Source organism: Parasphingorhabdus sp., assembly GCF_048267785.1.
Lineage (GTDB): Bacteria > Pseudomonadota > Alphaproteobacteria > Sphingomonadales > Sphingomonadaceae > Parasphingorhabdus.
Map to the genome: position 1 here is coordinate 26,379 of NZ_JBLWWU010000024.1, position 12,781 is coordinate 39,159.

The following is a 12,781-nucleotide window of genomic DNA, read 5'->3' on the forward strand; positions in this document are numbered from 1 at the left end:
CGATTTTTTCGCATACGTTGATTTTGGTGATCGGCGTCGTGGTGGCTGTTACGCTGGTCAACGTAGCGATCATCCTGCTGTATCCGCCACCGGCAGGCGATCCAGTAACGGCGCATGAGATCGCCGAATTGCTCAATGGCGAAAAGCTGATTCCCTCTAAAACCACCCTTCAGGTCGAAAATACCGATGCGCTACCCTTGCTAGACGACAATATGCCTCGCGGCCAATTGCGGCGTGCCATCAGTCAATTTATGCACTCGGAGGAGCAGGAAGAATCGATCATGACGCAGACTGCACCCAGGACCATGTCTTCACAAGAAGAACTGCCCACCGTCGTGCAAACCGAGGGTTTCGATCCAGTGATTTTCGGATCCTTCACCGTCGCTTTGGAGCAACCTGACGGCAGTTGGAGAACGGTATCGGGCGGTAGCGACCGAATCGTCCAAAAATGGCGGTCCAGAATGACCCTCTGGATTCTCTTTTCAGTCTTACTGGTCCTGCCGATAGCCTGGTGGTTCAGCAAGCGGATTGCGCGCCCGATCCGCGCGTTCGGGAACGCTGCGGAACTTCTTGGCACCCACCAGGACTTGGAGCGGGTTGAAGTCAGCGGTCCTGCCGAGATCAGGCAGGCCGCCAAGGCGCTAAACGACATGCAAGCGCGGCTACAGAAATATGTCAAGGAACGGACCTCGATGGTGGGAGCGATCGCCCACGATCTTCGAACGCCCCTGTCGCGCCTTCATTTCCATCTGCTTCCGGCGCCTTTGTCCGTTCGACAGCACGTCGAAGCCGAAATTGCGGAGATGGAACAGATGATAGCGGTGACGCTTGATTTCGTTCAGAATGAAACGCGTGCCCAAGTGTCTGAGTTGATCGAGCTAGGTCTGCTCATCGAAGGTGTCGTGGATGATCAGGCGGACCTTGGCAAGGACGTCCGAATGACCGCATCAGTATCCGTTACCATCGATGGTGACCCCGTTCTTCTTAGACGCGTGTTCGCAAACCTCATTCAAAATGCGGTCAGCTATGGCAACCGCGCCCGGGCCAGTGTCCGTGTCGATGCGGGCTTTGCGATTGTGGAAATAATCGACGACGGGCCCGGTATGTCCGAAGCGGATCTCATCCGGGCGTTCGAACCATTTTACCGGGCTGAAAGTTCGAGGAATCGCTTGACCGGCGGCATGGGTCTTGGTCTGGCGATCGTGTACAGTGCCGTCCAGGCGCACGGCGGCACAATAGACCTCATAAATCTATCTTCGGGTGGGTTGTGCGCGCGCGTATCTCTCCCGATCCGGTAAACATTTCAGCTTTGTGTCTGCATTCGATCAATGCAGACACACAATGAGATCACCCTGTAAACAACCTCCTTCACAAATGGTCCGACGCAGGAAATTTCCCGCGTTTCAGTCAATGAAGGAAAACAACATGAAATCTTATCTTGCAACAAGCGCAGTTACCATTCTGGCGGCGGTGCTCGGCACGACGTCCGCCCAAGCGGAAGAATTTGTCGGGCCTCGCGTTGAGGCTACCATAGGCTGGAACCAGCTCAATTACGACTTGCGCGACCAGCAGGCATCCGAGAGCGAGACAAATTCGGAACTGGGTTGGGGCTTTGCCGCCGGCTACGATGTTCCGCTGGGAACGAACCTCATAGCGGGTATCGAAGCGGGCATTAGTTTCGCAGACGACAAGTACAGCTTCGTCGACGGATCAAGCAGGCGTTCTTACGATGGAAAAAGAGACATTTCACTTATGGGACGCCTCGGTACGCGGATTGGCAGTAACGCTCTCGGCTATCTCACGGCCGGTTACACCAACTACCGTACAGACGCGTCAGTTGAGATTGGCGATGTATTGACTAGTCAAACTGTCAATTTGGACGGATTGCGGCTCGGTGGCGGTTTGGAAGTCGCCTTGACACCTTCAACTTATCTCAAAAGTGAATATCGCCATTCGATCTACGAGGATGACATATCCCGGAATGAGATACTTACCGGCATAGGCTTCCGGTTTTGAATGAGAGGAAGCGGTCCCGATGCCGGACCGCTTCCCCGCAAAACTGCGCTGCCAAGACGTGCCGCTATTTTGGCATCAAACTAACTACTTTGGCACTGCGGTTTCAATGGGTGGTCGCAACCCATGCATCGAACCGTTCGGCAGGCGTTTACATAGAATCCAGATCAGTAAGATTACGAATGTTCCATCAATCACGTTTCCCTTAAAAACGCAGACAATCCGTCCAGTATTTTTCGGACCAAACCGGCATCTCCCAGACGGAGACCGTAGTCTGCGTGACATCCTGCCCGTATTCAGGAGAAGTCATCCAGACGTTACCGGAACCCTCTGATGCCGAAATTATTCGGGCAATTGAGGCCGCTGATCTGGACAAGACCGTCGATTGGGCGGTCTTTGGCCGTCACTGGAACAGCGGACAATTGCTCGAGCATACCGTCACCCCGATTGAACTTCAATTTATAAGGACATCATGATGAAAAGAGTAGATCAAAAAACCGCAGTGATAACAGGTGCAGCAAACGGGATCGGGAAAGCGGCTGCTCTGCTTTTGGCTGAGCAAGGCGCTAAAGTTGCCGTCACAGACTTGAATGACGAAGATGGACAATGCGTGGTGGCTGAGATTGAGGCAGCTGGTGGCGTGGCGAAATTTTGGCATCTCGACACCTCGGACGAAGACAATGTTCAAAAGGTTTTTTCCGATGTGGCCCGCGAGTTCGGATCGATAGATATTCTTGTCAATAATGCCGGTATTGCCGGGGTGAACAAACCAACGCATGAAATATCCAAGAAAGAGTGGGAGACGCTCATGAGCATCAATGTCACCGGTGTATTTCTTTGTACAAAACACGTCATTCCGTACATGCAGAAATCATCCACCGGAAGCATTATAAACTTATCGTCAATCTATGGCCTGGTCGGAGCGGCTGACCTACCGCCTTATCATGCCTCCAAGGGTGCAGTGCGATTGATGAGTAAGAATGATGCCTTAATCTATGCAAAGGATAACATCAGGGTCAACTCTGTACATCCGGGCTTTATCTGGACACCGTTGGTTGAGGCACTTGCAAAAGATTCTCCTGAAGGTCCAGAGGCATTCAAGGCGGAACTCGATAGTCGCCATCCTATTGGTCATGTCGGAGCCCCAGATGATATTGCATATGGAGTGCTCTATCTTGCATCGGATGAATCAAAATTCGTTACCGGTGCCGAACTGGTTATTGATGGCGGCTATACTGCCCAATAGCATAGGCTGTTCTTACCCTTTCCATGTCGGGTTTGACGATGACCATATTGGGAACAGTTCTGCTGGGGAAGTAAAAAGCTAATTATAGCGAACAGTTTGATGTTCCGATGAAATGATTATGCTCTAACTTCCCAAGCAAATTATCGCTGGAAGGTACAATCTGGCTATCAGCCCTCCTTCCTCCGAAGGATTTGCGATGAGCGTAATTTCGCCACCGACACCGCGTGCGATATCGCGCGCAATAGCCAGGCCCAATCCGGAACCGGTTTTTACGGCGTCAAATCGGGAGCCAATTTCAAAGGCCGTTTCGAGATTTTCCTCCTGCAAACCAAGACCATCATCTGCAATTTCGATGATTGCGCGGCCCTCGGCAACTTCTGCTCTACACACAACGCATCGATTTGCCCATTTACCGGCATTGTCTAGCAAACATCCCATAATTTCTGATAGGTCGACCGGGTCAATTGCGAGCCGAAGCGAAGATGGCAAACTATTTTCCAAACGAAAGGATTTGTCAGGATGCAACCGTTCCATCGCGCTGATGACTGTCATCGCCGTCGCGGAGAAATCGCTGGCCTGGATAGCTTTCCCCTTACCGGCAACAGAACGGGCGCGGGCGAGTTGATATTCGATTTGCTGGGTCATCAACCGGCATTGTTCCAGAAAAGTTGCCGCTGCAGAACCATTTTCTTGTTCAGCCATGCGTTCAGCTTCGTCGGTCATCACTGCCAGCGGCGTTCTCAACGCGTGGGCTAAATTACCGGCCTGAACGCGCGCCTTAACGATCAGCTCCCGATTGCTGGAAATATATGCATTCAGATTCCCAACTAGCGGCGCGATTTCGCTTGGATAATTGCCCTCAATTACATCCGCCTCTCCGCGACGAAGCGTTTCCGATGCTTTTCTAAGCCTGTCCAGCGGGCGCAATCCGAACAGGATGATCGCACCTCCACTTGCCAGCAACAGCAGAGCTAGGATCGCCAACCAGAGTTTCAATTCTGCTTCAAATTCGTTCGTGATTGCGTCGAGCAAACGCTGGTCTGTTGCAATTACGAACCGGACGCTATCACCATCTGCGGTTGGCCGGATCAGCCCATATGTGATTGCTTTTCCGGTGGGGCCAACCTGGTGGCCATGTGAAACTTGGGGGGAATTGGCAATGCTGTCATCAATTCCACCCTTCGTCATTGAGGCAGATTTAATTGGCTCATAGCCTTGGCGGGTTATCTGCCAATAGAACCCTGCATTGGGAACCGCAAATCTAGGATCGGAAAGCGGTCGCGACAGAAATGGTTGGCCGTTGGCTTTGAGTTTTGTTAGCCTGTCCAATTCCTTGATATGGACGTCCAGTTCTTCGTGATATTGCCGCTCGACGTGCATTTCGAATAGACGCGTGGAGCTATACCAGATGGAAGTAATGCCCAATGCTGTCCAAAGCAATATGGCGATCATGAAACGCAGGCGCAGACTGTGTAATTTTGGCATTATTTTTCGAACCTGTAACCCAATCCGCGTACCGTTGTAATGGCCTGCCTGCCGATCTTGCGCCGCAAGCGGCTGACATGAACCTCAATGGTATTTTGTTCGCGCTCCGCATCTAGCGCATAGAGATTTTCGAGAATATCCGCTTGCGGCAATATATGTCCTGCCCGGCGCATAAACAAATGAAGTAGCCTAAATTCATTGCGGCTTAACGCGATGGGTTCTCCATTTCGAGATACGGTTTTTGCAGCCAGGTTAAGCATTAGGCCGCCTGCCGAAAGGCTGTTGTCCGATCTGCCAGTCTGGCGCCGGATAAGTGCGTGGAGCCGGGCAAGCAACTCTTCAAACCGAACGGGTTTGACAACGAAATCATCGGCGCCGCTATTTAGCCCCTCAACCTTGTCTTGCCAGCTGCCGCGCGCTGTCAGGATCAGAATCGGTACAGTTACCCCCTTTTTGCGCCAATAGTCGAGCAAATCGGTACCTTCTCCGTCAGGGAGACCAAGATCGAGAATAATCGCAGATAGCTGCTCGATATCGGGCCAGTATTTCGCTTGATCAACCTCGCCCGCCATATCAACAGCAAAACCAGCCGCCTGCAATCTTTCGGACAGGCGGCGCGATAGTTCTGGATCATCTTCAACCAACAACAAGCGCATAAATGCGTCACACTCCCTTTCCGATTTGCATCTCTATATCAAAAAACTGAAGCGAAGCTGACAAATTGACAGGTTGTTGTCAGGTTCACGTCGCATTCCCCGATCAGAGCAGCGCAGGTTACGGGTTTTCGAGGATATCTCGGTATTTTCCCGTAATGAGGGCGCTTGAAGGATGGCCTAAGAAAGAAGTGAGCGAAACTTGTCTGGTCAAAATGAAAGAATGAACTGATGTCATACTATATTGCAAAAATGGTCGATGGAGAATTCCATCAAGTTGTTGATGCCGTAAAATTAGCACTCAAGGACGAAGGTTTCGGGGTTTTAACCGAGGTTGATATCGCAAAAACACTGGATGAAAAGCTGAGTAAAACTTTTCGGCCTTATGTCATCCTCGGCGCTTGCAATCCCTCGCTCGCACATCAGGCGTTGATGATGGAAGACAAGCTTGGGGTGATGCTGCCATGCAACGTGATCGTGCAGCAGAAAGACGGCAAAGTCGAAGTTGCTGCCATTGACCCCGTTACATCGCTTGGCCGAACCGGCAATACCGAACTTACGGCCACTGCCGGTGAAGTTAAAGACCGGCTGGAGCGCGTCGTTGCGGCAGTTGCTGTTTCATGAAGCGTGAATATAAAATTGCGACGATAGCTGCTGTGATCTTACTCGTCATTGGCGGTAGCTATTATCTCTTTTATGGCGGCGGTGCTGACCAATCGGAAGAACAGGCCGCAAAACAAAGCGATAGCGGATTAAAGCCCGGTCGGATGACCGCTGAACAGATCAAGCGACTGGGCATCAAAACTGTTTCGGCCGAAGAGGTTGGTGCCATTCCGCTGGGAACCGTCCCTGCAATGGTTAGCTTGCCGCCAGAGGCGCGGGTCGCAGTCACCGCTCCGTTTGACGGAGCGGTGATCCAGCTCTTTGTTGTCGAAGGACAAGCGGTCGCCCGCGGTGCGCCGCTAGCATCGGTTAAAGCGCGTGAACCGGTTCAAATTGGTGCCGAACTGGCAAGAGCACGCGCCGAAGCAGGGCTGGCACAGGCAAATGCGGCGCGCTTGAACCAATTGGAGCGCGAGGGCATAGTGGCTGGAGCGCGCGCCGATCAAGCCAATGCCGCACTCCGCCAAGCACAAGTCAGTGTAACCGAGAATCAGCGGATATTGTCTCAGGCTGGCGCCGGAACCAGCGGCCAGATGACGTTGCGAGCGGCCATCGGTGGTCGGGTGTCAGCGGTCAATGTGCAAACCGGCGGTCCGGTAGATGGTATGACCGCGCCTTTCGTCATCGACAACACATCGTCTTACACGCTCGATATTCAGCTGCCTGAGCGGCTTGCAAGGGATGTACGTCCCGGAATGGCTGTTGAAGTCATGATGCCTGGCGGCTTGGAAGGCGCTGAAGCTGTTCCGGTCGGCGGAACCATAATCTCGGTAGCGCCCGGTCTGGACCAGATGACGCGGTCGGTAATGGCCAAGGCCCGGATCGGCGCAGCCCCGGGGATGGTGGCCGGGAAAAGCGTGATGGTAACGATCCGGGGCGATGGCGAGCAAACCGGCGTCGCTGTTCCCGCTACCGCTGTGACCCGCATAGGTAAGAAAGATTTTGTGTTTGTTCAGTCCAAAAACAAATTTGAACGGAGGGAAGTCATCCGTGTGGCGGAGGCTGGCGGAAAAGCAATATTGAGCGATGGTCTGAGCGTAGGAGATCGCGTTGCCATTTCTGGCATTGCCGAACTCAAAGTCATATTGGCCGGAGAATAGCGAATGCTTCGTAATCTGGTTGAAAAGGCGCTCGCCTTTCGCATGGCTGTTATAGCGATAGCACTCGGCCTTGCCGGATTCGGGGTCTATTCCTTTATCAATCTGCCGATTGATGCCTTCCCCGACATTAGCTCAACCCAGGTCAAGGTCATCCTGAAAGCGCCCGGGATGACACCCGAAGAAGTGGAAAGCCGCGTTATTACGCCGATTGAAATGGAGATGCTCGGCATTCCCGATCAGGCTGTACTGCGTTCGGTTGCCAAATATGCGATTGCCGACATTACAATTGATTTCAAGGATGGGACCGATATCTACTGGGCGCGCAGTCAGGTTGGCGAGCGGCTCAACGGCGTGATGGGGGATCTGCCTGCGACAGTATCGGGCGGCATGGCTCCGATATCGACGCCTCTCTCCGATATGTATATGTTCACGCTGGAAGGTCCGCAGACGCTTGCCGAGAAACGCAGCGCGCTGGACTGGATCATTCGACCCGCGCTCCGCACTGTTCACGGTGTCGCTGACGTGAATGCGCTGGGCGGCTTTGTCGAAACTTTCGAGGTTGTCCCCGACAATGCCGCCTTGGCCGCGTCAAATTTGACCATCACCGATCTTGGCAACGCCATCGAAAGCAGCAACCGCAATGATGGTGCAGGTAGACTGACCACCGGCGAAGAGTCGCTGATCGTCCGCGCCGTCGGCGCTATCACCAATGTAGATGATCTTGCCTCCATCATTGTGAAGTCCGAAAATGGAACTATCGTGCGCGTTGGCGACGTCGCGACCGTGCGTACGGGCAGCCTGACCCGTTATGGAGCCGTTACAAAGAATGGCACTGGCGAGGCAGTACAAGGCTTGGTTATCGGCCTGCGCGGCGCGGATGCCAGCAAGGTTGTCGATGGCGTGCGGCAGCGTCTGGAGGAAATCCAACCTAGCCTGCCGCCAGGCATGACAGTGAACGTATTTTATGACCGCTCCAACTTGATCGAGCGAGCTGTTGGAACCGTGGAGTCGGCACTGCTCGAAGCCACCGTTCTTGTCGTTATTTTGCTTTTGCTATTTCTGGGAGATTTGCGGGCTTCGATTGTTGTCGCTGTCGCCCTGCCAATGGCGGCATTGCTCACTTTCATCTGGATGCGATCTATTGGACTTACCGCCAATCTGATGAGCCTTGGCGGCCTTGCTATCGCAGTCGGCATTTTGGTCGATGGCGCGGTCGTGGTGGTGGAGAACGTCGTCGAACGCCTGTCCGATGACAAACATCGTAAGGCCGGCAAATTGCATAATGTTTTTGTTGCGTCTGCAGAAGTAGCCAAGCCAGTGGCGTCAGGTCTCGCGATTATCGCGCTTGTGTTCATGCCCTTGCTCACGCTCGAAGGGCTGGAGGGTAAGCTCTTCGCACCGGTTGCGCTGACTATCGTGCTTGCGCTGTTATCAGCATTGCTACTCTCGCTCACGTTGATACCGGTGCTCGCTTTTTTCGTGCTCAAAATGCCCAAGGGTCACCACGAGCCTTGGCTGATGCGCAAGCTTTCTCCGGTCTACGAAAAACTTCTCACAGGAGCGTTCAACAAACGCCCCCTTGTCTTTGGTGTGGCCGGTCTATCGCTGCTCGTCGCGGGATTGGCCTATAGCGTCACCGGCAAGACTTTTCTGCCGACGATGGACGAAGGTTCGATCATCGTGCAGCTCACCAAGCTCCCTAGCATTTCCTTGCAACATAGCGTCGATGGCGATTTGAAAGTGCAGAAGGCAATACTTGAGGAAGTGCCCGAAGTTACCGACGTCATCGCGCGCGTTGGCAGCGATGAACTGGGGCTTGATCCGATGAGTCCGAATGAGACAGACAGCTTCCTCAAGCTTAAGCCGCGCGAAGAGTGGCAGGTGAAGGACAAGGACGCTCTGACCGAGAAAATCCGCAAGGTTTTCGACAATTTGCCGGGAATTGAACCCAGTTTCACACAGCCTATTGATATGCGGATTTCCGAAATGCTCACTGGCGCGCGCGGTGATTTGGCACTGAAGATATTTGGTCCTGATCTGGGCGAGTTGGCGCGGCTTGGCGGGGAGATCCAAGGCCGCCTTGAGAAGATTGAGGGAACCAGTGAAGCGATGACGGTCGCCAATGATACAGTTGACTATCTCCAACTTGATATTGACCGGATGGCGGCAGGGGTCGCGGGTATGCCCGTGGATGGTCTGCAAGATATGATGCGCGCGCAGATTGAGGGTGTTCATTCAGGTGTCGTTGCCGATGACAACCGCCGAATACCCATCCTCATAAAAGGTGAAGGCGGTAAAGGCATGAGCCCGCAGACTTTCACGGATCAGCTTTATCGATCGCCCACTTCGCAACTGGTACGCGCAAGCGATGTTGCGAGCGTCAGTCAGGTCGCTGGGCCAGTAAAGCTGGAGCATGAAAACGGCTCTCGCTTTGCGATGGTGCAAGCCTATGTGTCGGGCCGCGATCTGGTTGGCTATGTCGAGGAAGCAAAAGCGGATGTTGCGGAAAATGTAAAATTGCCTGCCGGCTACCGGCTTGTCTGGGGTGGACAATTCGAGAACCAGCAACGCGCCTCGGCCCGCTTGATGGTGGTGCTGCCGATTTCGCTGATCCTGATATTTGCGGTGCTTTACGCGACGCTGAATTCGGTTCGTGCGTCCTTGCTAATCTTGGTCAACATTCCCTTTGCGATGGTCGGCGGCATTGTCGCGCTGGCTGTGTCGGGTGAATATTTATCGGTTCCTGCCTCTGTCGGTTTTATCGCCTTGCTTGGTATCGCGGTGCTCAACGGGTTGGTGCTGGTCAGCTATTTCCGGCAATTGCGCCAAGAAGGCGTTCCGATGGCTGAGGCGGTGCGCGTTGGCGCAGCGCGGCGGTTAAGACCTGTACTGATGACCGCCAGCATTGCCGCTTTTGGTCTTGTGCCGCTGTTGTTTGCCAGCGGCCCGGGATCGGAAATTCAAAAACCTTTGGCAATTGTCGTAATCGGCGGGCTTGTGACCGCGACCATGCTGACCCTGATCCTGTTGCCGATACTCTATGAGCGCTTCGGCGAAAGTGAAGCCGAGCGCGAGGCGGAAACACATAACAATCCTGAGGAGCAGACCGCATGAATATCCGGCATTCGCTTCCCCTGGCGTTAACTGCAATCAGTGTTGCCGCGCCGGTCTATGCACAACCCGAACAGGGCCTGCCCGACGAAGCCGTTGTACAGGGCGCGCTCGAAAATCATCCCAGCGTCCTTGCAGCACGCGCCAGAGTAGAAGCAGCCAAGGCGGAAGCACAAGCTTTGGGTGTAGGATCGCATGAAATAACAGTCTCCGGTTCCTACACTCGCCGTGATGTTGACAATGAAGGCCGATTCAATGAATTTGATGCAACGGCCATGCGGCCTTTCCGCCTACCCGGGAAGAAGCGACTTGATCGGCAGACTGGTAAATTTGGAATCATTGCGGCCGAGAATATGGCGGAAGATGTCAAACATCAGGCGGCGACATTACTTGGTTCGCTCTGGTGGGAATGGGTAGGCGCTGGCGAAGAAGCCCGCGTCGATGCCCAAGCCGTCAAAAATTACGAGCAAACACTCAGCGCGATTAAGCGCCGGGTTCAGCTTCGTGACGCTGCGCAGCTTGATGCAGATCAAGCCGAAGCGACGCTGGGTGCTGCCAAGTTAGCAGCAGCGCAGTCAAATGGTCGGGCTACGCTCGCCCGTGCACGCATTGCCTCTCAGTTTCCATCTCTGCCGCTGCCGGTAGAGGCACCTGAACTGCCATTGCCGCAAATTCCTGAAGGTGGATTTTTGGCATTGCGCGATTTGGTTATAAAACGTAGCCACGAAATTGCAGCGGCCAATGCGCAAGCTGATCGCGCCGGATCGGTCGCCGAGCGCACTAGGCGAGACCGGTTTGCTGATCCGTCCTTTGGGTTTCGCGTTTTCAGCGAGCGTGACGGCATGGAAAAGGGCGCTGGTGTTATTGCATCCATCCCGTTGGGAGGTAGACACAGAAGAGCGTTGTCTGACCGGGCGTCGAGCGAAGCTCTTGCGATGCAGGCCGAAGCGGCTGCCGTGCGCTTCGATGTGCAGGAGATGGCCGATACTGATTTCGCGGCGGCAGAATCAGGTTGGCAGGCGTGGAAGCGCAGCCGCGAAGGCATGAAAGCTCAAGTTGGCGGCGTCATGAAGATGCGGCGCGGTTATGAATTGGGAGCATTTGACCTCGCCGATCTGCTGCTCACAGAACGCATGGCGCATGACGCTTTCCGAACAGAGGTAAAAGCACGCACTGAAGCGCTCAGGGCGATTACGAAACTCAGGATTGATAGCCACAGTCTTTGGATTGGCGATGATGAGCGTGACGAGGAAATGGCCAAATAGAGAATGTCTTGGCTCTGCAGTGGTATCGGTCTAATGGTTTCAGTCCAGTAAAGGCATTTATTGTCGCGTAGGTTTATATTGATCGAATATTCGACTCAAGGATCAAACTGAAATAAGGATAGGCATATGAGTTCAGACACTCCCATCTTACGCTATGGTCGCCTGAGCATCGCTATGCATTGGCTGATGCTGCTGCTGATCGTTGCTGTTTATGCTTGTATCGAGCTGCGTGAATTCTATCCCAAAGGTAGTGATATCAGGGAAGGGTTCAAGGCGTGGCACTTCACTCTTGGCTTGACAGTTCTAGGTATGGTTGCCTTCAGGATAGTCATACGTATCGCACAGGCAACACCCCCGATTACACCGGAACCTTCAACATGGCAGAGACTTCTGGCACGTATCGTCCATATTACACTTTATCTATTTATGATCTGCATGCCCATAGCAGGCTGGCTGATCCTGAGCGCTTCCGGCAAGCCAATCCCGTTTTTCGGCTTTGGGCTCCCTTCCTTAATCGAAGAAAACAAGGATCTCGCTGGTCAGATTAAAGACCTTCACGAGACGGTGGGTAGCTTTGGCTATTACCTGATTGGCTTACATGCTCTCGCTGCATTGGCTCATCATTATCTATGGAAAGACAATACCCTGAAGAGAATGCTTCCTTGACAGCCGTGCAATTGAACCATGACTAAGCGGGAATTATGCAGATCTTTCAAAATGACATATGAAATTTTGGGGTGGGCTTGGGCTGCTGTGACAGCGGGTATTGGCCTGTATGTTGATCAGCAGCAATAAGCAAATTGCCCCGGCCAATCCAAGAAACAATTCAAGAACACGCCTAACGGTATGCGACCCCGTAAACCATCCATCGCCGCTCCATTTCCCTGTAGATATGTAGGGACTCGCGAGACATCTTCTGTAAATTCCTGACGCAGGAAGGAGATGTATTGATGACGAAGGATGACGAACGCGAAGTACAGCGTAAATTGCGGATATTGCAGCACGCAGAGAAGATAGGGCATGTCGCCAGGACATGTCGCTATTTTGGCATTGACCAGACCATCTTCGCCATCGCGCTAATAGGCGCGCTCACTATTGGAGAGGACGAGCCGGAGGCCGAGGACAATGTCGAGCTGCCGGCCGATGACGCGGTACCGGTATCGCAGCTGGACGACCTTTGGAAAGTTGGCAATCAATGGTTGCTTGTTGCAGATGCCCGCTTGCCGGAAAATGTCGAGCGCCTGC

General features: G+C 53.5%; 11 protein-coding genes and 1 pseudogene. 10 read left to right on the forward strand and 2 right to left on the reverse strand.

All coding sequences use genetic code 11. The features are described 5' to 3' along the window. Positions 1-26: 26 nt before the first annotated feature. The 4 genes from ACN0VD_RS15755 (at position 27) to ACN0VD_RS15770 (ending at position 3,259) form a co-directional block, all read left to right on the forward strand. The gene (locus tag ACN0VD_RS15755) at positions 27-1,298 is read left to right on the forward strand and encodes a HAMP domain-containing sensor histidine kinase (protein ID WP_417595970.1); all 1,272 of its coding nucleotides are present in this window, start codon (positions 27-29) and stop codon (positions 1,296-1,298) included. A gap of 127 nt (positions 1,299-1,425) precedes the next feature. Beyond that, the gene (locus ACN0VD_RS15760; RefSeq protein WP_417595973.1) at positions 1,426-2,016 is read left to right on the forward strand and encodes an outer membrane protein; all 591 of its coding nucleotides are present in this window, start codon (positions 1,426-1,428) and stop codon (positions 2,014-2,016) included. Positions 2,017-2,291: 275 nt separating this feature from the next. After that, positions 2,292-2,489: a hypothetical protein gene (locus ACN0VD_RS15765; RefSeq protein ID WP_417595975.1), complete on the forward strand. Its 198-nt coding sequence runs from the start codon at positions 2,292-2,294 to the stop codon at positions 2,487-2,489. Then, positions 2,486-3,259 carry an SDR family NAD(P)-dependent oxidoreductase gene (locus tag ACN0VD_RS15770; RefSeq protein ID WP_417595977.1) on the forward strand — a complete coding sequence of 258 codons (774 nt, stop codon included), beginning with the start codon at positions 2,486-2,488 and terminating at the stop codon, positions 3,257-3,259. The genes ACN0VD_RS15765 and ACN0VD_RS15770 overlap by 4 nt, the downstream gene beginning before the upstream one ends. A 123-nt stretch (positions 3,260-3,382) precedes the next feature. Here the strand turns inward: ACN0VD_RS15770 and ACN0VD_RS15775 are convergent, their stop codons facing one another. After that, positions 3,383-4,744, reverse strand: a complete 1,362-nt coding sequence (locus ACN0VD_RS15775; protein ID WP_417595979.1) for an ATP-binding protein — start codon at positions 4,742-4,744, stop codon at positions 3,383-3,385. Next, positions 4,744-5,400 carry a winged helix-turn-helix domain-containing protein gene (locus tag ACN0VD_RS15780; RefSeq protein WP_417595981.1) on the reverse strand — a complete coding sequence of 219 codons (657 nt, stop codon included), beginning with the start codon at positions 5,398-5,400 and terminating at the stop codon, positions 4,744-4,746. Before ACN0VD_RS15780 ends, ACN0VD_RS15775 begins: the two co-directional genes overlap by 1 nt. Before the next feature lie 249 nt (positions 5,401-5,649). On the opposite strand from ACN0VD_RS15780, the gene ACN0VD_RS15785 reads away from it, so the two are divergent. The 6 genes and pseudogenes from ACN0VD_RS15785 to ACN0VD_RS15810 all read left to right on the forward strand — a co-directional run. After that, entirely contained in the window at positions 5,650-6,021 is a 372-nt protein-coding gene (locus tag ACN0VD_RS15785; protein ID WP_417595983.1) for a DUF302 domain-containing protein, read from the forward strand. Then, a complete protein-coding gene (locus tag ACN0VD_RS15790; protein ID WP_417595985.1) occupies positions 6,018-7,160 on the forward strand; it encodes an efflux RND transporter periplasmic adaptor subunit in 1,143 nt (380 codons plus the stop codon). The genes ACN0VD_RS15785 and ACN0VD_RS15790 overlap by 4 nt, the downstream gene beginning before the upstream one ends. Positions 7,161-7,163: 3 nt before the next feature. Beyond that, a complete protein-coding gene (locus tag ACN0VD_RS15795) occupies positions 7,164-10,274 on the forward strand; it encodes an efflux RND transporter permease subunit (RefSeq protein WP_417595987.1) in 3,111 nt (1,036 codons plus the stop codon). Further along, positions 10,271-11,536: a TolC family protein gene (locus ACN0VD_RS15800; protein ID WP_417595989.1), complete on the forward strand. Its 1,266-nt coding sequence runs from the start codon at positions 10,271-10,273 to the stop codon at positions 11,534-11,536. Before ACN0VD_RS15795 ends, ACN0VD_RS15800 begins: the two co-directional genes overlap by 4 nt. A gap of 126 nt (positions 11,537-11,662) precedes the next feature. Beyond that, complete coding sequence (locus tag ACN0VD_RS15805; protein ID WP_417595991.1) at positions 11,663-12,202, forward strand: cytochrome b; 540 nt, start codon at positions 11,663-11,665, stop codon at positions 12,200-12,202. A gap of 284 nt (positions 12,203-12,486) precedes the next feature. Continuing rightward, positions 12,487-12,781: pseudogene (locus ACN0VD_RS15810) on the forward strand (hypothetical protein); the annotation flags it as partial.